The following is a 23122-nucleotide window of genomic DNA, read 5'->3' as shown; positions in this document are numbered from 1 at the left end:
TTGCCTTCGGGCTCACCATCTTTTGAACCTATGCACCAGGCCAAGTCACAGGTATCAGCGAGATTTCCTGTTTGGTTTCCCGCACATCCGGCCTAAAGAAAAGCCGGATGTGCTCAACAGGAAAGATATCCATGGCCGTTAGCCCAGAACACAATGCCGCCGATTTGTCGGTCGATCCTGAGTTCTTCGATCTACTCACCGGAAGTTATGCGCGTATCGTCGGGGCGCCTCTCATCGGCGAGGGGCTGGGGCCGAGCTGGCTTTACAATGAAGCCCCCTTCGTGGTCGTGGCGCATAATACCGACGCCGATCCGCGTTTTATTTATGCGAATAAAGCTGGCCAGGCTTGTTTCGAATATCCCTGGGATGAGTTCATCACTTTGCCGTCGCGTCTTTCGGCGGAGCTGCCCAACCGGGCCGAGCGTCAGCAATTGTTGGATGCGGTTACGCGGGACGGTTTCATTTCGGGGTATCGCGGGTTGCGGATCACGAAGTCGGGACGGCGCTTCTGGATGGAAGACGGCATTGTCTGGCAACTCATCGACCGCGAGGGAAATCGGCGGGGGCAGGCGGCGACGTTTTCGAAATGGAAAAACGTGTAGGCCAACAGATTCCCCGTCGCGCACTAACGGAAGTTCAGGCCGTAATTCCGCACTCTTCTTCAAGGGACGTCGGCAGGATATCAAGCCACCGGCTCCAATATCCTCTCCTGCTCAATTTTGCGAAATATATCGTAATCGGTCTCCGTAGACTGTCCGTACTCGATGGCGAACAGCTCGGCGGCCTGACGGCCAGCGAGCGTCTTGTCGTTTTCGATCACGGCAGCGATGCGGCGGAACAGTTCGGCCTCGAAGCCGCCTGCGTTGCCGAGCGGATGTGGCCGTGCCAGGCGCGCACCGCCATCCAATCGGATCGCCGAGACATAAAACTCACCGTCATAACCATCCCCTGCCGATGTCAATTCGGCGCGGCCGTAGAGAAGCAGGCCCGTCTCCCAACGATCGCAGAGGTTAATGGTGAGTTCGTCGAATGAATATTCACAGGAGAAAACATCAGCAGGCATCATCAGGCGGCCATTTGTGCAACCGACGAACACGATTTTGCTGACAGATGATGGATCTCTTCCGCCAGCATTGCCCGATCCTTCGCAATCGACATTCCAAAAGGCCGGGCGTCGATGCGCAACAGTTCCAGTCTCAAGCCTGCAATTCGCTCGGCGCGGTTCTGATCTTCGGTTTTGGTCGCATCGGTTGCTTGTTGGCGTGCCCATGTCCAAGCCGTCGAAAGCGAGCGGGCAAACCATCTGCGCCGGGCGGCCGCAGTCGAAGGCCGGAGCAACCGCGTGTCGCGGCGATAGAGCGTCCAGGCGGTAGTCATGACATCGGATCTCGAAGGCATGCGTGGCGTCTTCCCTTTCTGCACCCGAGAGATGCACCATCTGTTCATCCGACCGCCGATCCGGTTTCGCTGACTTCACGCAAGATCTTCTGGACTTGCCTGGGCTCATTCCGTTTCGGCCGATCGGCTCACGAAAGGCAAGCTGTCATATGGCACGATATGTGTCAACATAATTTGTGTCTTATAATTGCAGAAAAACACGAAAGATGTTTAACTGGCTTGAGTTGAAGTGACCGGCCGGAATCGGTCAGGCTGGGCTGGACGGTTGATGAGGCTTAAGACGAGGGGGCGCTTACTTCCTGGCAATATGCCCGCAGATGCGCCCGATGATCGTCAGCCGCGCCAATTCAACCGTAAAGGTCTCCAGCGCAGGGTTGTCGGAGATGATCTTCACTTGGCTGGGCTGGGTGAAGGGAACGCGCTGGAGGCGTTTGATCTGCGGTTCGGAATAGCCGTCGCTGATGGCATAGACCGTATCGGTCGCCATCTGGTTCTGCGAGAGATCGACGACGACGCGATCGCCGGGCATGTAGGTGGGCTGCATGGAATCGCCGATCACTTCCATGATGATGGTATGGTTCGGTGATGCCTTTGCTTCGTTGCGCAAATAGCCCGAGGGAATCAGCCATTCCGCCACGATCTTGTGGCCGGCGACATTGCCTGCGCCGACCGGCAGGTTGATGACTTCGCCGACGATGCCGCTGCCGGCGCCGAGTTTGACGTCCACCTCCGGCGTCGCGCCTTCGATCTTCGGCTGCCAATGTTCCCGACTGTAGCTCAGGTCTTCGCCGCCTTCGGCAAACCCTTCATTGTACTGTTCATCGGGATCGAAGGAGGTGACCACCATGCGTGGCCCCGGTCGCTCCACCTTCCTTGGCCCTTCGCCGGTCAGGAGATAACCAGCGGTAGTGCCGAACTTCTTGGCATAGCGGTCGGCGATCTCAGGACCGAATTCGTTCTGGCCGTTTTCGTGCGCTCGGTAGGTGGACAGGCCAATGCCGAGTGCCTCCGCCGCCTTCGTCGCCGAGGGATAGTTTGCGGCTTCGCGCGCCGCCTTCAGTCGTTCGCCCATGGATTTCTGCATGATCCAACACTCGCAAAATAATTAACATAAATCATGTTGACATCGACATTAATAACAACATATTTTGTGTGCATCAAGATGCCGGCGACGAAATTCGCTGTAGGCCGAAGTGCTGAGGCGAACGGCGTCCGGCGAAGGATGATTTTGGGGGTGATCGTATGATCTCGACTATGAAGGGCATAAAGGTGGGTTATTTCGACTTCTTCTGGGGCTGCCCCGGCTGTGGCAGGGCGCTGTCGATCGGGGAGGTGATCGAGCGGCATTGTGAGACTTGCGATGAGCATGTCGAGCCAACGGAGATATCCGATCCCGGTTCGGTCGGGAGCGAGCCCGGTATGGAGAAGACGGTATGAGCGAGATGATTCAAGGTCTTCTTGCCTGTCTCGGCGCCGCACTTTTCTTCCTCTGCGTTCTTGCCGCTCTGGAGCCAATCATTTCATCTTCGAGGCTTGCCGGTCCGGAGGATGATGCCAGCGGCGCGCCGGAGGGGGATCTGATCCATTTCCAGATGATCAAGGATGAGCTTCAGCCAGAGACCAATCCGGTTGGACGTCGAGGACTTTGGCCATTCGGATTGCGCTCGAGATTCCGCACCCGCTGATACAGCGCGAACCGCCTGCTGCCAGGCATTTGGACCACTTTCAAAACTTAATTCGAAAGACCTGGCCGATGCGCCAGAGGAGGTTTCCATGAATGAATTTCAAATCGGTACTGAAGCTGTCGCCTGCGGTCACCTCGGCTGGATACGCAAGGTCCACCGCGCCACGAACGAAGTCCTTAGGGATCATCGCGGCGAGCCCATCGTCTTCCCGACCCAGGATGCGGCCAAGGCGGCAGCCGGCGAGGCGATGGTTGCCTATCTCAACACGCCGATGCTGCGCGATGGGGCGAGGGTGGAGAGGATGTCAAAGGCGGAAGCCCTGTTCAAGCCGAGGCATCCCTTTGCCGACGCCGGCGCGGCAAACGGGAAGGTAGCGTGACCAAGCGATTGCCATTGATTGCATTCAATTTTTTTGGAGGGGAGGCGATATCTTCATGAGCAAAGGCAGGCTCGACACTCTTCTTGACGGCCTCGGCATCAAGCTCGTGCCCGTCCATCGCCGCCGTGCGCCGGCACAAAGCCACGCCCGCGGCACGATGCAGGAAATTCGAGGGCAGTACGGCGATGGGCATCTGGTCTTCGTATTGCGCTGTATTCGCCAGACCGGCAACAACCGCGATGAACTATGGTCGGACACGATCGGAGCCGTTTCCGACATCCTTGTACAGCGCCAGGATTGGGCGCTGCACCGACCGGGTGATCTGCTTGCCGCCTTCGACGATATCGCGCTTGGCGCTTTGCGCGCCGACGCAGTGGCGCGGCGTCCATGGCCGGTGCGCGCCACACTTCGGATTTTGATCTATCGGGAATTGGAGAAGCGACTTGATGCACCACAGCGCCTTGCAGTTTGACGATCTTTCCGAGCGTGCGGCCGAGATCGCCGATCTAAGCCTCGTCGTTCGTGCCCGCTTCGTCGAGGCTGCCGATACGATGATTCATCTCGACGTGCGCGGCGTCCGCCCGGATCGGGTGCGCACGCTTTGGCCGGATGTTCTTCCCGAACCGACTGACCACGCCGATACCCGCATCCGTTATCGTCCGAATGCAGCGGCTATCAGCCGCGCCGAAGAGGTGCTGCAGGACTGGCTGCTGACCCATGTCAGGGATCAGGAACGTCGCATCCTGCTTTCCCGATGGTCGGTCTGCCTTGCTGCGCCTCATATTGTCGGTTCCTTCCGCGATTTCTGCGGGAAGACTGGGCGGGTGAGGCGAACGGCGGAACGGCGCATTCAGAGCGAATTTCAAAGTGTCGCCAATGCGCTGCTCGCGATTTCGTCGTCGCTACAGGAGCCTGATTGGTCACGCATATCCCCGATGATGCCGAATTCGGCAGGGAGTTTTGAGCGCGTGAAAACTCCGCCCGTCAAGTACGAGATGCATTGGCTGCCGGACGATTCAAAGCCGGTCTTCGATGCGGCCAGCCCGGAACTGGCGGCGCTGGCGAAACGGCTGGAACGAGAGAACCGGCGGCGTGCGAAGATGAAAGCTTAAGTTCGCTATCGGCCCTGATTCAACCCCAGGGCTTTCGTCGTCAAGATTGATCTTCATCGCCTCGGCTTTGCCGGGGCGTTTTGCGTTTCAAATGCAAAGACCCCGCTCGGCCTCGAGCTGGTGGTGGTGCCAAAATCCGGCACAGCATATTCCGCCAGCAACCGCAGCCGCGACTGCGGCAGATAGGCACGCCAGGGATCGCCGATCAGGACCTTGATGCCTCTTGCCAGGCAAGGGTCAAGAAATGAGGTAACACGCTCGGCAAGCGCGGCTTCATAGAAGAGATCGCCGACGCAGATAATGTCCGTGGCGGGAGGCTCGCCTGTCGTCAGATCGGTGAGAACAGGCAGAACCGTCATCCCATTGATGGCGGCATTCAGCCCTGTCGCAGCGATAGCATAGGGATCGACGTCGGCCGCGATTACCTCCGCCGCACCCGCCTTTGCCGCTGCAATGCCGACAATGCCGGATCCGGCGCCGAGGTCGAGTACGCGGCGGCCGGCGACGGCGTCAGGTCGGTCGAGAAGATATCGCGCCAGCACCAATCCTCCACCCCAATGATGCGCCCAATAGGGTGAACCAAACTCCTGATCCTGCTCGGCAAGCCGCCACAAGCCGCTTTGCGGTCCGGCCTTGTGCAAGCGAATCTCTGGAATTGAAGGGACGGGTACGATGGGGAGATTGGCAGAAATGAAATCCCGTGCCGCGGCGATCTTCGCATGATTATGATCTTGCTTGTTGGTCATTCGCTTTGTCTGGCGCAGAAGCCTTTTGAAGGAAAAAGGGGAGCAATCTTGCTCTGATCGTCGGACGACAGAGTGCGATATCTTAGTGTAATTTCAAGTGATTATCTGTGACGCGATCAAAGATTTCGCAATCCTTGCAGCCGTCTTATCGATCAAGGGTGTCGCCAACTGCGCCGAATTAGGGTATTGATTTTGGCATGATGAGAACAGTTGCAGCGACGCACTGTTGACCGCAAGCGGCTCCGTTGTCAGCCGCGAGTTTCCTTTCAACGTTCCATCGGAATTCCAAAGCATGTCCACTGCCGACAAGCCTGTCGTGCCGCGCAAGCCGCGTGCGCGCCCGCGAAAAACCGCGTCTGCCGGCGATACGCCGCTCGACTATATGCTGAAGGTCATGCGCGATGACGAGGCGGATCAGAAACGGCGGGATGAAATGGCGAAGATCGCCGCATCCTATGTTCATCAGAAACCGAGTGAACGCCAGAGCAGCGGCGCCAAGGGCGGCCAGAGTTTCACGATCGACTTAACCAACGCCACGGATGAGCAGCTTGCGACACTTGAATCCCTCTTCGGTCCGCTTGCCGGACCCGGCGGCGATGATGGCCGCGATACGCGAGGAGCGGACGAGACGGAAGGCTGAGGCGGAGCGGACGGAACTAGCCCGGCAGATTGCCGAGAACGCCGAGGGTATTCGGGCGCGCTGTCAGTCGCTTGTCGGTTTCGTCCGCGAAGCCTGGCATGTCGTCGAGCCTTCCGTCGACTATGTCTATGGTTGGCATATCGATGCCATCTGCCGACATCTCGAGTCGGTGACATCTGGCGAGATCACGCGATTGCTGATCAATGTGCCGCCAGGCACGATGAAGTCGCTGCTCTGCGGTGTTTTCTGGCCGGCTTGGGAATGGGGGCCGAAGAACATGCCGGAGATGCGCTATCTCGGCTCGTCCTATTCGGAACATTATGCCAAACGCGACAATAGGCGCATGCGCGATCTCGTCGCCTCGGAATGGTATCAGACGCTTTGGGGCGACCGGGTGAAGCTGACGCGGACGGGCGAAATGGCCTTTGCCAATACGCACACCGGCTTTCGCCAGGGTGTGCCATTTTCAAGACTGACCGGTGGGCGCGGCGATCGGGTGATCATCGACGATCCGCATTCGGTCGATGGCGCGGAATCCGAAGCGGAGCGGCTGTCGACCATCCGCACCTTCCGCGAATCCGTGCCGACGCGGCTCAACGACCCGCAGCGCTCGGCGATTGTCGTGATCATGCAGCGGCTGCACGAGGCGGATGTCTCGGGCGCGATCCTGGCGCTTGGGCTCGGTTATGAGCATCTGATGCTGCCGATGGAATTCGAGCCGGAGCGCCGATGCCGAACGTCGATCGGTTTCGAAGATCCGCGGACGGAGGAGGGCGAATTGCTCTTTCCCGAGCGGTTTCCGCGTTCGGTGGTCGAGCGGGACAAGGTACCGCTCGGCTCCTATGCTGTCGCCGGCCAGTTTCAGCAGCGGCCGTCGCCACGCTCGGGCGGTTTGTTTCAGCGTGGCGATTTCGAAATCGTCGATGCCGTACCGGCGGGCGCGAAGCGTTGCCGCGCCTGGGATTTTGCGGCCTCGAAGGAGCGTCCCGGTCGCCAGCCGGATTGGACTGTCGGCCTGCGCATGGCGCAAGCCAACGGCATCTTCTATGTGGAGACTGTCACCCGTGGCCGCTGGTCGCCGGCAGAGGTCGAGCGCAATCTGAAGAACATGGCGACGCAGGATGGGCCGGCGGTGATGATCCGCATGCCACAGGACCCTGGCGCCGCCGGCAAAGCCGATGCGGAGACGAAGATCAAGTTGCTTGCCGGCTTTCCCATTAAGGTCATGTCTATCACTGGTGACAAGGCGACGCGCGCCAAGCCGGCTTCTGCGCAGGCGGAGGCTGGAAATGTCAAATTGTTGCGTGGCGATTGGAACGAGGCATTTCTCGATGAGGTCTGCGCCTTTCCGAATGCGCAGTTCGACGATCAGGTGGATGCCTTGGCCGACGCGCTGAACGAGCTGGCCTTAGGCTCCTCCTTCAGCTTCAAGAATTTCTAAGGCCCTGCAAGGGTCTCTCCTTCACATAGATGCCAAAGGATAATCCATGGGACACGTACTCTCGATGGTTCGCGATGGGCTGATGAACCTTGCGTCTCGCATGGGGACGGAGCGCGACAAGGCGGCATCGGTCTTCTATGCCCAGCCGATCCTGACCGACGAACAGATTATTGCCGCCTATCGCGGTTCGTGGCTGCCGCGCAAGATCGTCGATATCCCGGCCCTGGACAGTTGCCGCAAATGGCGCAACTGGCAGGCCGAGAGTGATCAGATCGGGGCGATCGAGGCCGAGGAGCGCCGGTTGAACCTGCGCGGCAAAGTTCTGGAAGCCGCTAAGAAAGGGCGGCTCTTCGGTGGCGCTGCTTTGTTCATCGGCACCGGCGACGCAGATCCTTCGCAGCCGCTCGATGCAGAGCGCGTCGGCAAGGGCGGGCTGAAGCATCTGACCGTATTGACACGTCGTCAACTTGCCGCGGGGGAGATCGAGCGCGACCCGACGTCGGAATGGTATGGCAGTCCGAAATTCTACACACTGATGGGCGCGAACGGATCGCAGGTTGCCATCCACCCGTCGAGACTGGTGATCTTCAACGGCGCCATGGCGCCGGACGAGGATTTTGGTGGCACACTGGGGCAGGCCGGTCATGGCTGGGGCGAGAGCGTGCTCACGGCGACCTTCGATGCCATCAAGAATGCCGACAGCACGGCGGCCAACATCGCCAGTCTCATTTTCGAGGCGAAGATCGACATTATCAAGGTACCGCAATTCTCGGCCAATATCGGCAATCAGGCTTACGAGGATGCTGTACTGCGCCGCTATACGCTGGCCAACACCATCAAGGGCGTCAACGGGACGCTGATCCTCGACAGTGAGGAAGAGTACGATAGCAAGAGCGCGCCGCTGGCGGGACTGACGGACATCCTCATGGCTTTCATGCAGATCGTCTCCGGTGCCGCCGATATTCCGGTCACGCGCCTGCTTGGCCAATCTCCCGCCGGTCTCAACGCGACCGGCGATGGCGACATGAAGAACTATCACGATCGCATCCAGGCGATTCAGGAGCTCGATTTCACACCCGCCATGTCACGACTGGACGAATGCCTTATTCGCTCCGCTACGGGCGCCCGCGATCCCGAGATCTACGCTACTTGGGCGCCGTTGGAGCAGATGAGCGAGAAGGAGAAGGCCGAGATTTTCAAGACTAAGGCCGATGCCGCGCGGGCCTTGTTTGGTTCGTCTTCCGGTCAAGAAATCATCCCGCGGCAAGCATTGTCGGAGGCACTGGTGAACACCTTTGTCGAGGACGGGTCGCTGCCGGGACTGGAGGCGGCGATCGAGGCTTTTGGCGGGGGTCTGCAAGAAGGCATATCCGAAGAAACCACACGTCAGAGCCAGGAACAAAGCCCGGCATCTGCCGCCTCCGCAGCGAACCCCGCCTTGTCATAGGCGGCGGAACCATCTGCCAAAGTCGATTCCGACCAAGGGACATCCAATCATGAATTTTACAGACATTGTCACCGTCGCGGGAACGCGGCGGACTGGCGACGGCTATCTTGTCGCCGACGCCCGGATCGCTCGCACGGGTATTCAGAACTATCTCGGTGCGGAGGTCGGCAGGCCGGAAATGCGCACCGTGCGGGTCTATCGGCCGGGTGCGGAAGTCTTTTCCCAGGATACGCTGAAGAGTGCTGCTCACCGACCGGTGACAAATGAGCATCCGCCGGAAATGGTCACGTCGGCAAACTGGAAGACCTACTCCGTCGGCCAGACCGGCGATGAGATCGCCGGCGAGGGCATCTTCATTCGCGTGCCACTCATGGTCAGTGACGAGGCGGCCATTCAGGACATCGAGAGCGGCAAGCAGGAGCTGTCAGCCGGCTATGTCTGCGATCTCGACTTTACCGCGGGCGTGACGCCTGCCGGCGAAGCCTATGACGCCGTCCAAAAGAATATTCGCATCAATCATATCGCCATTGTGCGCCGTGGCCGTGCGGGATCGAAAGTCCGCATCGGCGATGTGGCAGCACCGTGGGGCTGCGCTCCTCTCGCAGCCCCACGCTCCAATTCCGATCACCATTTGAATAAGGAAGGAATGATGATCACAAAGACAATCACCGTCGATGGCGTCGGCATCGAGGTCAGCGACCAGGCTGCGGAGCTTATTGCGACGTTGCAGCAACGGCTCGCGGACGCCGACATCGCAAGCCAGAAGGCCATTGCCATTCGCGATGCCGAACTCGATGCCGTCAAGGCAGGGCTGTTGTCCGATGCTGAGATCGAACGGCGAGCCGAGGCCCGCGCCGATCTCATCGGGCTTGCCAAGGCGATCGTCGGCAACGTGAAAACGGCAGGTCTTTCCGACACGGCGATCCGCAAGGCGGTCGTCCTCGCCAAGGTCGGCGAAGCGGCGGTCGAGGGCAGATCGGACGCCTATATCGACGCTCGTTTCGACATGCTAGCCGAGGCCATCCGTGAGACGCCGGATCCTTTCGCGGCCGTGGTCAAGGACGGCATTACTACCGAGCAGACGTCGATGTCCGCGGCGTTCAGTGCCTATGCCGCCATGGTGCGTGACCTGCGGTCCGCTCACCTGCCGGCCAATCCCATCTAACCAGGTCAACGAAAAGGAGACGCTTCAATGGCGACTTATCAGACCACCTATGGAAACGCTCCTCAGAAGGGCCTGCACGGGCAGATCGCTTCGGAGGAAAAATCCAACAAGATCAGCCGTACGGTGGAAAATGCCGCCGGTATCAAGTTCGGCCAGCCGGCCCAGCGCGGTCTCGCCGATCATGGCGTTGCGCCCTATGCCGCAGGTGGCAAGTTTCTCGGTATCGCTGTGCTGACGCCGACCGTGCTGCCCGGCGCGACCCAGGTGGACGGCTATGCGCAGTTCATCACCGGCGCCTTTCTGACCTCGGGCCAGATGTATGTGCGGGCGGGCGGTGCGGTCGCTGACGGCGACGCCGTCTATTACAACCCGGTCACCAATGCCTATGTCAACGCCGCTGGCACCGGCATCGTCGGTCCCATTCCCGATTGTTTCTTCGATACGAGCGGCGGCAATGGTGACATCGTCGAAATCTCGCTCAAGCACAGGAGCGCTTAATCCATGAACCAGTTCGTTCGACAGCATTTCGCCGATGCCCAGGCAGCCTATTCCTTCGTCATTGCGCAGGGCCGCAACATCGAGACGCGCATCTATCAGCGTCGCTACCCCACACTCAATTACGGCCTGCATGTACCTGTCGTCACCGAGGGCAACGAATGGGCTGCCGGTACGACCTTCTTCACCGTCGATAGCGCGGGCGAAGCGAAGTTCCTCTCCGGCGCCGGCACGGATATGCCCTTCAACCAATCGACGCGTGACAGCGCCAGTCACGATTTCGCAATGGTCGGCTCCGGCTGGGAATGGAATCTGGAGGAGGTCAATCAGGCGGCGCTCTACAATCTCGATCTCAACGCCTCCAACGCCATCTTTGCTGCGGACAAGATCGAACGTCTGCTCAACTCCGTTGCCATGGTCGGCTCCGCGGAAAAGGGTTGGACGGGTTTTGTCAACGATCCCAATGTCTCGCGCGTCGATATTGCCGCGGATGGCACGGGCTCTTCGACCTTGTGGTCCGCCAAGACGGCCGATCAGATCCTGCGCGATGTCAACGATCTCATCGGCGGCGTGCGCGAAAGCACCGGCGAAGTGGAATGGGTGGATAGTCTGCGCCTGCCGCCGGAAGCCTTCCGCCTGATTGCCACCAAGCGGCTTGCCGATGGCGACGGCTATATCACCGTGCTGGAATTCTTGCGTCAGGGCAATGTCTACACGGCGGAGACCGGCCAGCCGCTGGATATCCAGCCGCTGCGCGAGCTTGCGACGGCATCCCAGGATGGCGGTGGCCGCATGGTCGTCTATCGCCGCGATCCGGAAGTCCTGCGCTTCCATCTGCCGATGCCGCGGCGTGTGCTGCAGCCACGCCAGAAATCGATCATGAGCTTCGAAACCGGCATCATCGCCCGCACCGGCGGCACGGAAGTACGCCTGCCGGCCGCGATGGCCTATGGCGACGAGATCACGGCTGCGTCGTGACTTTGATTTCCCTCTCTCCGCCTCGGCGGGGAGAGGGGCTGCGCCGCCTCATTTACCGCTGGAGTTCTCATGTCTGCAGCTTTCTACGGCACGCTCGATGCTGCCAATACCTATTTTGTCGATCGGGACAACGCAGCCTGGGCTGCCACCGGAGACAGTGAGCGCACGGCTGCCCTAGTGCGCGGATCGCAGGTCGTGGACGGCTTGTACGAGTCGCGTTTTCCCGGCCTTCGCGCTGGTGGTTATGACCAGGCTCTGTCCTGGCCGCGGAAGGTGGCCAGGACGGCCAATGGCGAGGCTGTTCCCGAAGATGTCGTGCCGTTGCCGATTACTTACGCTGCCTATGAGGCGGCCGCTGTCGAGCTCGCCGAACCTGGCAGCCTGACCCCCGTGGTCACTGCAGCGCAGACCGTCAAACGCGAAAAGGTCGGGCCGCTGGAGACGGAATATGTCGCGGCCGGTTCGCCAGCCGACATCATTTCTTCGGCAAGGCCGGTTATGACCATTCTCGACGGTCTGCTCTATCCCTTCTTGCGTCCGGTTCTGCCGGGCATCCTGGTGGTGTGATGGCCGCTTTCGACTATGCCAAAACCCGCACAACGGCCGAGCGGCTGATCGCCAAATTCGGCCAGCAGGCTCTGCTTAGGCGCATCACCAATTCAGGTGCGGATTACGATCCCTTCCAGACGAGCCAGGATTTTGCCTGCGTGCTGGTCGATCTCGATTATACGCAGGCGCACATTAGCAATACGCTGATCCAGCGCGGCGATAGGATGATCTATCTGTCTACGGCCGGGCTTTCGATTGCGCCGATGCTCGAGGACAGATTGCTGATCGCCGGCGTTGAGCATGCGATCTTCGATGTGCTGCCGCTGTCGCCGGGCGGGATTACAGTGCTCTGGCAGCTACAGGTGCGCCAGTGAGCGCCTTTGCCCGCTTCCGCGCCGCGCTCGTTCTTTGGTTGGTTTTCCGGTTTCTCCTGGCGCTGGACCGATTGATGTCGTTGTCAGAGAGCGAGCGGCAGGGGAGGCAGAGGGCTGCCCGGGAAAGTGGCGTTTCCGCGATCCGCGTGCGCTATGGCGCTTCGACCTTGCTGGATTTCGAACGGCGCACTCCGTCGTCGGGTGTAAGCGCGTGCCGCCAAAGCCGAATCATTTCAGAGGGCTGATACGATGGCTTCTTCCAATTTCTCCGATGCCGTTTCCGCCTGGGTTGAAAAGACCAAACGGCGGATGGAGGATGTTGTTCACACCTCCGCGACCCGGCTTGCTGAGGCCGTTATCGAGGGCACACCGGATGACAGCGGCGCGCTGGTGCATTCGTTCCAGGCCTCTGCTTCAGAGATACCGGTCTTGCGGTCAGGGCAATCCTCCGACACAGCGCCTGCGGGCAGCTACGGCTTCGATGCCGGGCCGGTCAATCTGGCGATCCTCGGCGTGCCGTTAGGCGGCAGGATCTATATGGGGTTTACCGCGCCCTATGCGGCTGCTGTCGAATATGGGGTCGACGGCAAGGCGGGCGCCGGCATGGTGCGGCTTGCCGCCCAGCGCTGGTCCGACACCGTCGAGCAGGCCGTGCGCGAGACCGCGTAACGCAAAACTCCTTCAACTCACAATCAGGCGGGATTCATGGCGACGGGAACGGACGCACTCATTCTGGCTGCGCTGCTGGACCACTTGGCGGCGCTGACTTTTACGCCGCCGCTGCCGGTGGCGCAGCCGGGCATTGCCTTTCCGCCGGCAGGGCAAATTAAGCCGGATAAATATCTGGCCGTCAGCTTCCTGCCCAACCGCACTCGGCAGGTGACGCTCGGCGACGATCCGCAGCAGAAGCGCGGGCTTCTGCAGGTTTCCGTCTATTGGCAGGCCGGCGGCGGGCTGATCAAGCCGCTCGATGCCGCCGGCCGGCTCATCGACCATTTCAACAACAAGACGCTGTTCGCCTCTGGCGTGAAGATCACGATCAGTAGCGAGCCGTGGGCCGCAGGCCCGATCCAAGAGGATGACCGCGTGCAGATACCGGTCACCATTCCCTACACCGCCTTTGAACCGGAGAGATGATCCATGGCGAATAAAAGTACCAAGAAGGGCTCCAAGGTCTACGTATGCGAGACGCCCCAGAATAGCGATCTCACGGCCAGCGCCTATGCCGCGCTGACCTGGGTGCAGGTGGGCAAGGTCGGCAAGGTCGGCGATTTCGGCTCCGACTCCACCATCAACAATTACAATACGCTGGATGAGCCGGTGCAGCAGAAGCAGAAGGGCGTTTCCAACGCCGGCGATCCGGAGCTCGAAGTCGCCTCCATCGCCGATGATCCCGGCCAGATCATCCTGCGCACCTTCGGCGATCCGCCTAATATCAACAACATGGCGATCAAGGTCGAGCGCAACGACGCGCCGCAGGGCAAGACCAACACGGTCTTCTATTCGCGCGGCGTCGTTTCCGGCCCGCTCTATCCGGGCGGCGGCTCCGACGATTTCGATCTGGAGAAGTTCAAGATCGGGCTCAACCAGCTTCCGATCCGCGTCGATCCTGTCACTACGCCGTAAGCGCCATCTTACGGAATCTTGCGCGTCGCTCTCCTGCGGCGCGCGGCCACTTTCAAATGTCCCAACCGATAAGGTGTTTCCTTGGATATCTCCAGTCTCGTCAATTCCGAAGATCTCTTCGAACTGCGGCTCCTGCATCCGGCCACCGAGGAGCCGCTCGGCATCTCCTTCATGATCCGCTCGGCCGAGAGCAACGAGGTGAAGAAGATCGTTCGCCAGCATAGCGACCGTTTCCTTGCCAGCCGCAAGAAGAAGCTGACGACCAGCAAGGTCGAGGCCGAATATCTCGACAAGGCCGCCGCCGCCATCGCTTCCTGGAGCTGGGGCGAGCAGCAGTGGAAGGGCGAGCAGCCGGCACTCTCCTTCGAGAAGGCTCGCGAAGTCGTCGAGGAAGCCGGCTGGATCTATGATCAGGTGGCCGGCGCCTCGGAGGACCGCGCAAATTTTATGAAGAGCTTGCCGAAGGGCTCTCCGAAGCCGTAAGGATCGTCGCACGCTATGATTGCGTGCGCGATGCGAACGGCGAGACCCGGCGCGAGCGTAACGAGGCCTTCGAGCTTGTAAGCCCGGAGGCCGAGGTGCCGGAGGCCGGCTATGCGCTCTGGGACTGGTTCTGGGACCTGCGTTCGGCGCAGGCCCCCGGCTTTTCCGGCCCCGCACCGCTCTCTCATCAGGAAATGCTTGCCTGGCTGCACCTGACCGGCAACCTTCTGCGCCGCGAGGACATCGCCGTGCTGAAGGCGATGGACGGGCGCTATTGCCAGGCGGTGGAGGAGGAGACGGAGGCGATCAGGGCGCGGGAGGCGGGGTAAGCTTTTGCTCTTCCAACAATTTTTCTGCGATTTTGCCGACGACACGATCAATGCAAATCCGCCCATGTCATACCATCCACTGATACATCTGGTTCCAAAACGTTAGAAGCGTCATTACCGACATAAGTGCATTTTGAAATGTGCCGTGTGGGCGTCCCGTAAGTATTCGGCTCGAATTACGGTGACAGAATTACGGTGACAGAGCACTAATTCTCGCCCATGAGGGCCTTAGCTTTGCGGCCGCGACGAGCCGGCTTGAGGGTGGCGTCGGTGAGGTCTTCGAGCCAGTCGAAAAAGTCGGTATTGCCAATGGGGCGGCCGATGCTTTCGGCGCGGCGAAGCGCGGCAAACGCCATCTCTTCTTCTCCGGCAGCGAGGAGGGCGGCGAAATCGGGAAAGCGAGCACGAACCGGTGTTATGGTCGTGACGCCGTTATCCTCAATCAGTCCAAGTTGGGCCGCGACACTCGACCTTCGCCAATCGGCAGCCCGTTCGACAAGGCGAGCGCGCACCGGATTGAGGGCGACGTAGCGGAGCGCTGCTGCCAGATGCTCTTCATCCATGGCGACACAACCGAAGCGGCCCTGCCAGAAATGGCCGGTCCGGCGCAGCCTTGCATGAATACGGCCGGCGTAGACGCGATGCACGCGAGATAGAGCCCGGCGAATGCCGTCGGCATCCGCCGGCACGAGAATGAGGTGCACATGGTTGGGCATCAATATCCAGCTCCAGACCTCGACACCGGCGGCGCGACAATAATGAGCTAGGAGATCGCGATAGAGCGCATAGTCGTCATCGCAAAAGAAGGTTTGAGCCCGCCTGTTGCCGCGTTGGGTGACGTGATGTGGAGTGTCAGGGATGACGATACGAGCGAGACGGGCCATTGGTTGCTTTGGTCAAATCTGGAAGTGTATTTGAATGCACTGTCACCGTAATTCTTGCATAATTCTTAGTTCAATTAATGAAGAGCGACATTCAATATTTATATTTTTGATATTTATCGAGTTTTATGAGTATATCGTTCTTGCCATTCGATAATACCTCAATGCATTTATCTTTGCTTGGCTTTAATTTGGTAAATTTAGGTCTATTTTTCATTTCTTCTTCAAGGCTGTTGAGCTTTTCTGAAACCTTCGTGTCGTCGATCACACTTTCGATCGCTCTTTCTGCCCCTCCACGAACTGCATCGTAATAATCCAAACCCAAGGCGGTACGGCATACGTAAGCATGAGCTATGGCAGTCAGTGCCGCATTGACAACCGTATTGGACAATTCAGTCCGCGTACTATCGTCTGCCATTACACTATTACTCCACAAACACATACAAATAGCCGCAAAGGTACAGCGCATTTTCATCTCCTGATTGATTTTAGTGGATATAAGACAAGTTTCCCGGAAAAGGAAAGCCCATGACGGACATTGCAACGCTGACTTTAACGGCTGATAGCTCAAGTATTAAGGCCGCGAACACCAATCTCGCCAGTATGACAGTGGCTACTTGGAATGCACAGAAGGGAACGGGAGCTTTAGCAAAAGCATTTGCTGTTGTAACTGGGAACGCCACAGCTTCACGAGGAGCACTTGACAAAGTAGCGGTGGGCGCTGCCGCATAGGGAGAAGGTAAACATAGTTGGCTGGACTACTATAGACCTTCCGCCGCCTTTCGAAGGTTCTCTTCGGCGATACCCGTAAGTGATTTGGACGTTAGTCGCGAAAACTCGGAAATATCTAAGGGTTTTAACCCTGTTACGAACGGAACGACGCTGGACTGTTTGCCGTCAAAAGAGAAATACTCGCACGCGAGCTTTGTTGTCACAGTTTCGGCGTTTTCGTCGTCAGCGGAAAATTGTAAATTTAGCATATAGCGTACCGGTCGCTCAGTTCCGTCGTCAAAACGCTCAAGAGCCTCTTTGCGCAATGCCTTTAATGGCGTGCCTTCAAAATAATTATCCAATTCGGATCGTGTGACTGGCATTGAAGTGATGTTGAAATCATGGCGCCGATAGCTTGAGGGTTTTACGAGCGCGCCTTTTAGATTTTCTTCGCATGCGGTAACGAGCGGTGGATCAAAAAAGTTGCAGCCGCTCAAGGCCGACGTTGCAAGCAAAGCGCTCGCGATGATTGAAGCCCGCTTCAAATAGCTGAGGTGTGGGCACACAGCGGCTGCGTCTGCAGCCGTAGATAAAAGATACAGCACGAAATTTTCCCAATGAGACAACCTAGAGACGATACTCTGCTATTCAGGGGAGGGCAAGCCTATGTTAGACATTGCAAGACTTGGTATTGTCATTGATGCATCCCAAGTACGCTCCGCAGCAAACGATCTTAGCGTATGGAATGCGGAGGCCACACGGGCGGAAAAGAAAACAAGCGCAGCAGCGCGAGCCATCGACGATATGAATGGCAAGGTTCGGGTCGCTGGCGGAACGATCGGCAAAGCAAACGCAGAAGTTATAAAACTTGCGGCAGCGAACGGCAAAGTGGCAGCAAATGCCACGACTACTTTCGCAGTTGCGCAACTCATTAATAGCGCGCCGCCAACCACACAAGCATCAGCCAGCGGTGCTAATAGAAGCATGTTAGATTTTAGTCATCCTACGGGATATTCTAACTTCGATTTTATTCGTGAACGCGCCTCGGGGGCAGGTGAACCCCTTCGCAAGAGCGAAATCCAGGAAGTTGGTGAAGCAATACATTGGTTTCTGCAGCTTGTTGGGCCGTTTGTTAGTGATGCGAAAGCAAAACTTGCTGCCACTCAAGGCGATAACATATTGACTCGGCTGTTGCGCGAGACCGATCTCAATAAACAAGCCACGGCATTTGAGGAAATAAAAAAAGACCGGGATGAAAAGAAAGATAGAAGCACGCTGAGCGGCGATTCTATGCCGCAATTTAAGAAAGACGCCGAAGACGCTGAGAAAATGCTTAGTGTGGCAAATACTATATATAAAAGTAGAATATCTATAAACGAAAAATACCAAGAATCAGAGAAAATTCTAGATAACTTTATGAAAGAAAACTATAATATTGTTGCGGACGCGAGAATTCAGCGGAATACTCCTGGTGCGAGTTATTATGAGTTTGCGGCGCCGTTGGAAAAGTTGATCAACGGATTACAGCACATGGACGCCGTTCCGGAGGATGTGAAAAAAGTTATCGAGGGTATTGCAGCAGCCCGAGCGAAGCCGGAAAATCTGGACGTGGCGCCCGACTTGGAGGCGTTACAAAACTCTTGGGAAAATAATTACGCCAGCTTGATTTCGCAGAGATTGGAAAAGATTCAAGAGACGAGTACGGAAGCTAAAGCTGCGGTTGTAAGCTATATGACTAACGGAGGTGCACCGGGAACTTCGGTTGATGCGACAAACATTAACAACGTTGGGGCATCGAATGCTGCGACGCAAATAGTCGCTTCAAAGTTAGTTGAATGGGCAAATAGTTCCTCAGGATTTGTTAATGGAATGGCCGCCATCACGCGATTGCTTATTCCAGGGTTGGCAAGTTTGTCCAGTTCGGCTGCGACAACGAATTCTGGCGCAAAAATTGCCGATCAATCTACCGTTAGCGTAGAGGCGAATCGAGTTGCAGGACGGACCGATAATGACGTTGCTATTGGGAGATCAGCAAAGGCCATTGATAACGCGACAAAATCCTCGGCAGCTTACGCTGGACAAACCAAGCTTACTACACAGACCTCCACCCAATCCGCTGCCGCAACAGACAATGTGACATCGAAGGTCGTCACGCTGAAGCAAAGTCAGGACGATCTTCAGAAAAGTGGTGCAGCGCAGTTGGTGCAAATGCCGCAATTGACCAAGGCGGCCAACGATCAGGCTGATGCCTATCGGCGTGTCGCCGAGGCGCAGGCGCTGCAGAAGCTCGCGCGCGATATCCAGTTCCAGCAGGATCAAATGGGCCGCTCGACCATCGATCAGACTGTTGCTTCGACACAGAAGCAATATGGCCTGCCGGTCGATATGAATTCGGCCTCGGCCAATATCATTCGTTACAATGAGCAGCTGAAATATGCTCGCGAGCTTGCCGGCGATTTCGCCTCGACGCCGGTCAGCGGCTTGCGCAATGGCGAGGGGCTCTGGAAATCCCTGGGGAAGGCGGCGATTTCCGTGCTCACCAAGATTTCCGACAGGTTGCTGAACGATGTGCTCAACAGCCTGTTCAAGGTCAACAGCGCCGCCGCGGGCGGCGGGCTGTTCGGTGGTGGAGGTATTCTTGGCGGGCTCTTCGGCGGAGGCGGTGGGCTGGATCTCGGTATTCTGGCGCGATCGCCGCAGGCGGCGGCAGCCGTTGCGAGTGGCATTCCCGGCCTTTGGGCCGATGGCGGCTATACCGGCCCCGGCGGCAAGCATGAGCCGGCCGGCATCGTTCATGCCGGCGAGGTCGTCTGGAGCCAGAAGGATATCGCCCGGGCGGGCGGCGTCGGCGTCGTCGAGGCCATGCGGCTTGGCCGGCGCGGCTATGCCGATGGCGGCGTGGTCGGCGAGGGCGGCCCGAAATTGGTACGGGCGCAGCCGGATGCTCCCGTTCCCGTCCGTCGCCTCTGGGCTGATAATCAGAACGATGCCTCGGGCTCCGCTTCCGGTGTGCATGTCACGGTCGGCGTTTCCGTCGATGAGGATGGCAATCTGAAGGCCTATGTGAAGAATGTCGCGCAATCGGAAGCGCAGAGTTCGACGCGTCAGGGGCTGAACGATTTCAATCAGCAGCTTCCCGATCGCGTCGCGCAAATCAACCGCAATCCCCGGAGGCGCTGATGGCCGTTTCCTATCCCTACAGCCTGCCGGCCTTTGCCGATCTTCTGAAGATTTCCAGCATCGTCTGGGACATTCAGCGTAACGACGAGCTTTCCGGCTCCGGCGATGGCAGGGTCTGGCAGGCGGAGCTGGCGCCGCCGCTCTGGACCGGCACGGTGACGCTGGCCGACATGTACAATGCGGAGGCGAAACAGATCGCCGCCCGCATCCGCAAACTACACGGCGCCCAGGAGGCGCTTTTTCTTTATGATCCGCTGTCGAAATATCCGCAGGCCGATCCGGACGGGACGAAGATCGGGGCCGCGAGCGTCAGCATTGCGGCGCTCGGGGGCGATAATGCTTCGCTCAGCCTCAAGGGCCTGCCGTCGGGATATCGGCTGACCGTCGGCGACAAGATGCAGGTCGGCTATGGCGGCCGCTACGCCTTTCTCGAAGTCTCGGAAACGGCAAGCGCCGACGGGCAGGGGATTACGCCCGTCTTCGGCGTCTTCCCGCATCTGCCGGCGGGCTTTGCCGCCGGTCTCGGCGTGATCCTGCTGCTGCCAGCCTGCAAATGTCTGATCACGCCGGGCAGCCACAATCCCGGCGCCGCGAGCGGCCCGATCACCTCGGGCGCCACCTTCAAGGTCATTCAGAAGAAATAGACGATGAAGAACATCACCTCCGCCTTCTTCGCGGCGCTGACCGGCGCGCGCGACAAGGGGCTCGTGCCCCGTCGCTTCGTATGGATCACCGGCAAGGACCTGGCGAGCGGCGCGCCCGCTTCCGTTGGCCTCTGGACCGGCGACGACGACATCAACATCACGGTCACTTCAGGCGTCACCGGTCTGCCGGAGGCGCGGACCTATTATGGCGGCCTCAATCTGAAGGTGAGCCCGATCCCCCGCACCGCCGACCTGACGATCCAGACCGTGACCATCACCGTCGGCCAGATCGCGCCCGCCGTGCAGCAGCTCGTGCGCGGCTACGATCTGCGGCTGGCGCCGATCGAAATCCACGATATGTCGTTCGATACCGGCACGCGTCTGCCGAGTGCGGTGCCGGAAATCGCCTTTCTCGGCATTGCCGATGGCGCGCCGATCAAGACGCCGGCGGTGGGGCAGGACGGCGATATCGAGATCTCCGCCATCTCCGCCGCCATCGCCATGCTGGAACGCACCAATCCGGCGAAATCCTCCTATGAGGGCCAGAAGCGCCGCAGCGGCGATGAGTTCGGCCTTTATTCCAGCACCGTCGCCAATTGGCAGATACCTTGGGGGCAGAAGTGATTGATGATCTTGTCAGGCTCAAGAACTGGCGTGCTCGCTTTGTCGCCGAGATCGATCGGCTGAAGCGCACTCCCTTTGCCTGGGGCAGCCATGATTGCGGTCCGGGCCTTGCCGGCAATCTGGTGCTGGCGATCACCGGCATCGATTGCGCTGCCCAGTTTCGCGGCGAATACTCGACCGCCGCCGGCGCGCTGAAGACCATGAAGGTGGCCGGTTTCGACAATCTCGCCGATCTCGTCGCCAGCATGCTGCCGGAGATCCATCCGAGCCAGGCCCATATCGGCGACATCGCTGCCATCCCGCATGAAGGCCCCTTCGGCTACGCCCTCGGCGTTGTCAATGGCGAGCGCATTTTCGTGCTGCGCGAAACCGGCCTCGGCACCGTCGATCTGCTCGACGCCAAGCGGGCCTTCAGGGTCGGCTGAGCCGGCGACGCCACCGCTTTTTCTTTATCACCTATCGGTGATATGCCGCTGCCGACCAACCGGCGGCGCGCTTTTTCCATGCGTCTTTCGAGGTCGCCCGGTCCATGAAAATTTTGATTTTGATCCTGAGCGTCCTCAGCTTCTGGCTGATGGCGGATGCGGCGCATGCCGATCCGATCACTGCGGCGATCGCCGCGATTTCCCAATTCATCGGTTCGGTCGGTGTCATCGGCAAGCTGGTGCTTACGGTTGCCATCAATGTCGGCCTGTCGCTGGTCGAAAAGGCGCTGGCTAAGAAAGACCAGCCGCAACAGGCCGGCGCCAAGCTGGAAATCAGCATGGGCGATGACCACCCCATGTCCTTCATCATGGGCAGCTACGCCACCGCCGGCCGTCGCAAATATGCCGGCTCTTGGGGCGAGGATGGCAAGACGCCGAACGCCTATTTCACCGATGTCATCGAAGTCGGCAACCTGCCCAACTATGCCGGCGAACGCGGGCTGACCAGCGTCTGGATCGATGATCAGCAGGTCGGCGTGCTCTGGGAAGAGCCGCATCCCGATGGTCGCGGTTTTCCCGTTCTGCAGTATCGTGTGAAAGGCAAGGACTATCTCTGGATCAAATTTCTCGACGGAACACAGTCCAGCGCCGACGCCTTCCTGACTGCGAAATTCGGTTCCAATCCCGATCGCCCATGGAAGCCGACGATGATTGGCCTTGGCTGTCAGGTCGTCATCCTGACTGCACGTTATAATACCAATCTGTTCTCCGGCATTCCCGCCGGCCTGTACCAGCCGCATCCGGTGCCGCTCTACGATATCCGCAAGGATTCGTCCGTCGGCGGCAATGGCACCCATCGCTGGGATAATCCGGCTAGCTGGGAGCCGACGAGCAACCCGGCCACGATGATCTACAATCTGGCGCGCGGCGTCTACCGTGGGTCGGAATGGGTCTGTGGTGGCCAGAATATCGCTGCCTTCTGTCTGCCCGCCGCGAACTGGATGGCGGCGGCAAACGCTTGCGATGCTCCAGTTGCACTCGGTGACGGCACTAGCGAACCCGCCTTCCGCGCCGGCTACGAAGTGCAATGCGATCAACAGCCGCTCGACGTGATCTCCGAACTCTTGAAAGGCTGCAACGGCCGCATGGCCGAAGTCGGCGGCATCTTCAAGGTGCTTATCAGCACGCCTGGCGGCGCTGTCTATTCTTTCTCCGACGATGATATCGTCGTGACGGAGGAGCAGGATTTCCAGCCGTTTCCGTCGCTTTCGGACACCTACAACGCCATCGAGGCGACCTATCCGGAGCCCACCGAGAAGTGGGCGACGAAGGATGCGCCCGGCCGTTACAATGCCGATCTGGAAGCTCAGGACGGCAATCGCCGTCTGCCGGCACAGATCCAGTTGCCGACAGTTCCCTTCGCCAATCAGGTGCAACGTGTCGGCCTGGCGATGATCCAGGACTACCGGCGCTTCCGCGTGCACCAGGTATCGCTGCCGCCGGACGCCTATCCGCTGGAGCCGAACGATGTCGTTTCCTGGACTTCGGTGCGAAATGGCTATGACGAAAAGAAATTCCTTGTCGTCAAGGTCGAGCCACAGCCGAATTTCCTCATCGTTGTCACGCTGAAGGAAGTCGATCCTGCCGACTACGACTGGCACAGCGGTTTGCAATTGCCCACTGCTACAGGTTGGATCGGCCCCATTACGCCGCCCTCACAGCCAATGGTCGGCTGGACCGTCGAGCCGGCGACTGTGAAAGACGCCGGCGGTATCGATCGTCGGCCGGCGATCAAGATCAGTTGCGCGGC

General features: G+C 59.0%; 31 protein-coding genes. 25 read left to right on the top strand and 6 right to left on the bottom strand.

Features of this window, described 5'->3' with window-relative positions:
• Positions 1-131 precede the first annotated feature (131 nt).
• Positions 132-602, top strand: coding sequence for an MEKHLA domain-containing protein (locus C9E91_RS12340; protein ID WP_107108592.1), 471 nt, complete (start codon positions 132-134; stop codon positions 600-602).
• An 80-nt stretch (positions 603-682) separates the two neighbouring features.
• On the opposite strand, the gene C9E91_RS19990 is transcribed toward C9E91_RS12340, so the two are convergent.
• Both C9E91_RS19990 and C9E91_RS12325 read right to left on the bottom strand, forming a co-directional pair.
• Complete coding sequence (locus C9E91_RS19990) at positions 683-1477, bottom strand: hypothetical protein (protein ID WP_245407481.1); 795 nt, start codon at positions 1475-1477, stop codon at positions 683-685.
• Positions 1478-1690: 213 nt separating this feature from the next.
• Positions 1691-2482: a S24 family peptidase gene (locus C9E91_RS12325; protein WP_107108589.1), complete on the bottom strand. Its 792-nt coding sequence runs from the start codon at positions 2480-2482 to the stop codon at positions 1691-1693.
• 158 nt (positions 2483-2640) lie between these two features.
• On the opposite strand from C9E91_RS12325, the gene C9E91_RS12320 reads away from it, so the two are divergent.
• The 5 genes from C9E91_RS12320 (at position 2641) to C9E91_RS12300 (ending at position 4574) form a co-directional block, all read left to right on the top strand.
• Positions 2641-2835, top strand: coding sequence for a hypothetical protein (locus tag C9E91_RS12320; RefSeq protein WP_181316077.1), 195 nt, complete (start codon positions 2641-2643; stop codon positions 2833-2835).
• A complete protein-coding gene (locus C9E91_RS12315) occupies positions 2832-3083 on the top strand; it encodes a hypothetical protein (protein WP_107108588.1) in 252 nt (83 codons plus the stop codon). The genes C9E91_RS12320 and C9E91_RS12315 overlap by 4 nt, the downstream gene beginning before the upstream one ends.
• An 88-nt stretch (positions 3084-3171) precedes the next feature.
• Positions 3172-3462, top strand: a complete 291-nt coding sequence (locus C9E91_RS12310; protein WP_107108587.1) for a hypothetical protein — start codon at positions 3172-3174, stop codon at positions 3460-3462.
• A 55-nt stretch (positions 3463-3517) separates the two neighbouring features.
• Positions 3518-3934: a hypothetical protein gene (locus tag C9E91_RS12305; protein ID WP_107108586.1), complete on the top strand. Its 417-nt coding sequence runs from the start codon at positions 3518-3520 to the stop codon at positions 3932-3934.
• Positions 3909-4574, top strand: coding sequence for a DUF6362 family protein (locus C9E91_RS12300; RefSeq protein ID WP_107108585.1), 666 nt, complete (start codon positions 3909-3911; stop codon positions 4572-4574). The genes C9E91_RS12305 and C9E91_RS12300 overlap by 26 nt, the downstream gene beginning before the upstream one ends.
• A 53-nt stretch (positions 4575-4627) precedes the next feature.
• On the opposite strand, the gene C9E91_RS12295 is transcribed toward C9E91_RS12300, so the two are convergent.
• The gene (locus C9E91_RS12295) at positions 4628-5320 is read right to left on the bottom strand and encodes a class I SAM-dependent methyltransferase (RefSeq protein WP_107108584.1); all 693 of its coding nucleotides are present in this window, start codon (positions 5318-5320) and stop codon (positions 4628-4630) included.
• 292 nt (positions 5321-5612) lie between these two features.
• Here C9E91_RS12295 and C9E91_RS12290 point away from each other — a divergent pair, with 292 nt between their 5' ends.
• The 13 genes from C9E91_RS12290 (at position 5613) to C9E91_RS12230 (ending at position 14847) form a co-directional block, all read left to right on the top strand.
• The gene (locus tag C9E91_RS12290) at positions 5613-5960 is read left to right on the top strand and encodes a hypothetical protein (protein WP_107108833.1); all 348 of its coding nucleotides are present in this window, start codon (positions 5613-5615) and stop codon (positions 5958-5960) included.
• Positions 5917-7401, top strand: coding sequence for a phage terminase large subunit (terL, locus tag C9E91_RS12285; RefSeq protein ID WP_181316076.1), 1485 nt, complete (start codon positions 5917-5919; stop codon positions 7399-7401). The genes C9E91_RS12290 and terL overlap by 44 nt, the downstream gene beginning before the upstream one ends.
• 46 nt (positions 7402-7447) lie before the next feature.
• Positions 7448-8848, top strand: coding sequence for a DUF1073 domain-containing protein (locus C9E91_RS12280; protein ID WP_107108583.1), 1401 nt, complete (start codon positions 7448-7450; stop codon positions 8846-8848).
• 49 nt (positions 8849-8897) lie between these two features.
• On the top strand, positions 8898-10013 hold the full coding sequence (locus C9E91_RS12275; protein WP_107108582.1) for a DUF2213 domain-containing protein: 1116 nt from the start codon (positions 8898-8900) through the stop codon (positions 10011-10013).
• Between the two features lie 27 nt (positions 10014-10040).
• A complete protein-coding gene (locus C9E91_RS12270) occupies positions 10041-10511 on the top strand; it encodes a structural cement protein Gp24 (RefSeq protein WP_107108581.1) in 471 nt (156 codons plus the stop codon).
• Between the two features lie 3 nt (positions 10512-10514).
• Positions 10515-11486, top strand: a complete 972-nt coding sequence (locus C9E91_RS12265) for a DUF2184 domain-containing protein (RefSeq protein ID WP_107108580.1) — start codon at positions 10515-10517, stop codon at positions 11484-11486.
• Positions 11487-11555: 69 nt separating this feature from the next.
• The gene (locus tag C9E91_RS12260; RefSeq protein ID WP_107108579.1) at positions 11556-12053 is read left to right on the top strand and encodes a DnaT-like ssDNA-binding protein; all 498 of its coding nucleotides are present in this window, start codon (positions 11556-11558) and stop codon (positions 12051-12053) included.
• A complete protein-coding gene (locus C9E91_RS12255; RefSeq protein WP_107108578.1) occupies positions 12053-12409 on the top strand; it encodes a hypothetical protein in 357 nt (118 codons plus the stop codon). The genes C9E91_RS12260 and C9E91_RS12255 overlap by 1 nt, the downstream gene beginning before the upstream one ends.
• Before the next feature lie 249 nt (positions 12410-12658).
• Positions 12659-13078 (top strand): hypothetical protein, encoded by a 420-nt coding sequence (locus C9E91_RS12250; RefSeq protein WP_107108577.1) that lies wholly within the window; start codon positions 12659-12661, stop codon positions 13076-13078.
• Positions 13079-13114: 36 nt separating this feature from the next.
• Positions 13115-13546 (top strand): phage tail terminator-like protein, encoded by a 432-nt coding sequence (locus C9E91_RS12245; RefSeq protein WP_107108576.1) that lies wholly within the window; start codon positions 13115-13117, stop codon positions 13544-13546.
• Positions 13547-13549: 3 nt separating this feature from the next.
• A complete protein-coding gene (locus C9E91_RS12240) occupies positions 13550-14035 on the top strand; it encodes a hypothetical protein (RefSeq protein ID WP_107108575.1) in 486 nt (161 codons plus the stop codon).
• Positions 14036-14116: 81 nt separating this feature from the next.
• Positions 14117-14518, top strand: a complete 402-nt coding sequence (locus C9E91_RS12235) for a hypothetical protein (protein ID WP_107108574.1) — start codon at positions 14117-14119, stop codon at positions 14516-14518.
• Positions 14519-14541: 23 nt separating this feature from the next.
• Complete coding sequence (locus C9E91_RS12230; protein WP_107108573.1) at positions 14542-14847, top strand: phage tail assembly chaperone; 306 nt, start codon at positions 14542-14544, stop codon at positions 14845-14847.
• A 206-nt stretch (positions 14848-15053) separates the two neighbouring features.
• Here the strand turns inward: C9E91_RS12230 and C9E91_RS12225 are convergent, their stop codons facing one another.
• Both C9E91_RS12225 and C9E91_RS12220 read right to left on the bottom strand, forming a co-directional pair.
• Positions 15054-15731 (bottom strand): transposase, encoded by a 678-nt coding sequence (locus C9E91_RS12225; RefSeq protein WP_107108572.1) that lies wholly within the window; start codon positions 15729-15731, stop codon positions 15054-15056.
• 91 nt (positions 15732-15822) lie between these two features.
• Positions 15823-16146 carry a hypothetical protein gene (locus C9E91_RS12220; protein ID WP_107108571.1) on the bottom strand — a complete coding sequence of 108 codons (324 nt, stop codon included), beginning with the start codon at positions 16144-16146 and terminating at the stop codon, positions 15823-15825.
• Between the two features lie 110 nt (positions 16147-16256).
• Here C9E91_RS12220 and C9E91_RS19665 point away from each other — a divergent pair, with 110 nt between their 5' ends.
• Entirely contained in the window at positions 16257-16460 is a 204-nt protein-coding gene (locus tag C9E91_RS19665) for a hypothetical protein (RefSeq protein ID WP_146143996.1), read from the top strand.
• 29 nt (positions 16461-16489) lie between these two features.
• On the opposite strand, the gene C9E91_RS12215 is transcribed toward C9E91_RS19665, so the two are convergent.
• Positions 16490-17044, bottom strand: coding sequence for a hypothetical protein (locus C9E91_RS12215; RefSeq protein ID WP_107108570.1), 555 nt, complete (start codon positions 17042-17044; stop codon positions 16490-16492).
• 61 nt (positions 17045-17105) lie between these two features.
• Between C9E91_RS12215 and C9E91_RS19885 the strand changes: the two genes are divergently transcribed.
• The 5 genes from C9E91_RS19885 to C9E91_RS12185 form a co-directional block, all read left to right on the top strand.
• Positions 17106-19619 carry a hypothetical protein gene (locus tag C9E91_RS19885; RefSeq protein WP_210203684.1) on the top strand — a complete coding sequence of 838 codons (2514 nt, stop codon included), beginning with the start codon at positions 17106-17108 and terminating at the stop codon, positions 19617-19619.
• Positions 19619-20263 (top strand): hypothetical protein, encoded by a 645-nt coding sequence (locus C9E91_RS12200; protein WP_107108568.1) that lies wholly within the window; start codon positions 19619-19621, stop codon positions 20261-20263. Before C9E91_RS19885 ends, C9E91_RS12200 begins: the two co-directional genes overlap by 1 nt.
• A 3-nt stretch (positions 20264-20266) precedes the next feature.
• On the top strand, positions 20267-20887 hold the full coding sequence (locus tag C9E91_RS12195; RefSeq protein ID WP_107108567.1) for a hypothetical protein: 621 nt from the start codon (positions 20267-20269) through the stop codon (positions 20885-20887).
• Positions 20884-21312, top strand: a complete 429-nt coding sequence (locus C9E91_RS12190; protein WP_107108566.1) for a DUF6950 family protein — start codon at positions 20884-20886, stop codon at positions 21310-21312. The genes C9E91_RS12195 and C9E91_RS12190 overlap by 4 nt, the downstream gene beginning before the upstream one ends.
• Positions 21313-21416: 104 nt before the next feature.
• On the top strand, positions 21417-23122 hold a 1706-nt coding region (locus C9E91_RS12185; protein ID WP_210203683.1), incomplete at its 3' end, for a phage tail protein.

This window comes from Rhizobium sp. SEMIA4064 (assembly GCF_003025035.1).
Classification (GTDB): domain Bacteria; phylum Pseudomonadota; class Alphaproteobacteria; order Rhizobiales; family Rhizobiaceae; genus Rhizobium; species Rhizobium paranaense.
The sequence above is the reverse complement of the archived record's forward strand: the minus strand, read 5'-3'. Positions and strand labels throughout refer to the sequence as shown.

What these genes read in the sequence shown, in the direction of transcription:
- C9E91_RS12340 (WP_107108592.1), top strand. Translation starts at nt 132, where the DNA reads ATGGCCGTTAGCCCAGAACACAATGCCGCCGATTTGTCGGTCGATCCT.
- C9E91_RS12325 (WP_107108589.1), bottom strand. Translation starts at nt 2,482, where the DNA reads ATGCAGAAATCCATGGGCGAACGACTGAAGGCGGCGCGCGAAGCCGCA.
- C9E91_RS12320 (WP_181316077.1), top strand. Translation starts at nt 2,641, where the DNA reads ATGATCTCGACTATGAAGGGCATAAAGGTGGGTTATTTCGACTTCTTC.
- C9E91_RS12315 (WP_107108588.1), top strand. Translation starts at nt 2,832, where the DNA reads ATGAGCGAGATGATTCAAGGTCTTCTTGCCTGTCTCGGCGCCGCACTT.
- C9E91_RS12310 (WP_107108587.1), top strand. Translation starts at nt 3,172, where the DNA reads ATGAATGAATTTCAAATCGGTACTGAAGCTGTCGCCTGCGGTCACCTC.
- C9E91_RS12305 (WP_107108586.1), top strand. Translation starts at nt 3,518, where the DNA reads ATGAGCAAAGGCAGGCTCGACACTCTTCTTGACGGCCTCGGCATCAAG.
- C9E91_RS12300 (WP_107108585.1), top strand. Translation starts at nt 3,909, where the DNA reads ATGCACCACAGCGCCTTGCAGTTTGACGATCTTTCCGAGCGTGCGGCC.
- C9E91_RS12295 (WP_107108584.1), bottom strand. Translation starts at nt 5,320, where the DNA reads ATGACCAACAAGCAAGATCATAATCATGCGAAGATCGCCGCGGCACGG.
- C9E91_RS12290 (WP_107108833.1), top strand. Translation starts at nt 5,613, where the DNA reads ATGTCCACTGCCGACAAGCCTGTCGTGCCGCGCAAGCCGCGTGCGCGC.
- terL (WP_181316076.1), top strand. Translation starts at nt 5,917, where the DNA reads ATGATGGCCGCGATACGCGAGGAGCGGACGAGACGGAAGGCTGAGGCG.
- C9E91_RS12280 (WP_107108583.1), top strand. Translation starts at nt 7,448, where the DNA reads ATGGGACACGTACTCTCGATGGTTCGCGATGGGCTGATGAACCTTGCG.
- C9E91_RS12275 (WP_107108582.1), top strand. Translation starts at nt 8,898, where the DNA reads ATGAATTTTACAGACATTGTCACCGTCGCGGGAACGCGGCGGACTGGC.
- C9E91_RS12270 (WP_107108581.1), top strand. Translation starts at nt 10,041, where the DNA reads ATGGCGACTTATCAGACCACCTATGGAAACGCTCCTCAGAAGGGCCTG.
- C9E91_RS12265 (WP_107108580.1), top strand. Translation starts at nt 10,515, where the DNA reads ATGAACCAGTTCGTTCGACAGCATTTCGCCGATGCCCAGGCAGCCTAT.
- C9E91_RS12260 (WP_107108579.1), top strand. Translation starts at nt 11,556, where the DNA reads ATGTCTGCAGCTTTCTACGGCACGCTCGATGCTGCCAATACCTATTTT.
- C9E91_RS12255 (WP_107108578.1), top strand. Translation starts at nt 12,053, where the DNA reads ATGGCCGCTTTCGACTATGCCAAAACCCGCACAACGGCCGAGCGGCTG.
- C9E91_RS12250 (WP_107108577.1), top strand. Translation starts at nt 12,659, where the DNA reads ATGGCTTCTTCCAATTTCTCCGATGCCGTTTCCGCCTGGGTTGAAAAG.
- C9E91_RS12245 (WP_107108576.1), top strand. Translation starts at nt 13,115, where the DNA reads ATGGCGACGGGAACGGACGCACTCATTCTGGCTGCGCTGCTGGACCAC.
- C9E91_RS12240 (WP_107108575.1), top strand. Translation starts at nt 13,550, where the DNA reads ATGGCGAATAAAAGTACCAAGAAGGGCTCCAAGGTCTACGTATGCGAG.
- C9E91_RS12225 (WP_107108572.1), bottom strand. Translation starts at nt 15,731, where the DNA reads ATGGCCCGTCTCGCTCGTATCGTCATCCCTGACACTCCACATCACGTC.
- C9E91_RS12220 (WP_107108571.1), bottom strand. Translation starts at nt 16,146, where the DNA reads ATGGCAGACGATAGTACGCGGACTGAATTGTCCAATACGGTTGTCAAT.
- C9E91_RS19665 (WP_146143996.1), top strand. Translation starts at nt 16,257, where the DNA reads ATGACGGACATTGCAACGCTGACTTTAACGGCTGATAGCTCAAGTATT.
- C9E91_RS19885 (WP_210203684.1), top strand. Translation starts at nt 17,106, where the DNA reads ATGTTAGACATTGCAAGACTTGGTATTGTCATTGATGCATCCCAAGTA.
- C9E91_RS12200 (WP_107108568.1), top strand. Translation starts at nt 19,619, where the DNA reads ATGGCCGTTTCCTATCCCTACAGCCTGCCGGCCTTTGCCGATCTTCTG.
- C9E91_RS12195 (WP_107108567.1), top strand. Translation starts at nt 20,267, where the DNA reads ATGAAGAACATCACCTCCGCCTTCTTCGCGGCGCTGACCGGCGCGCGC.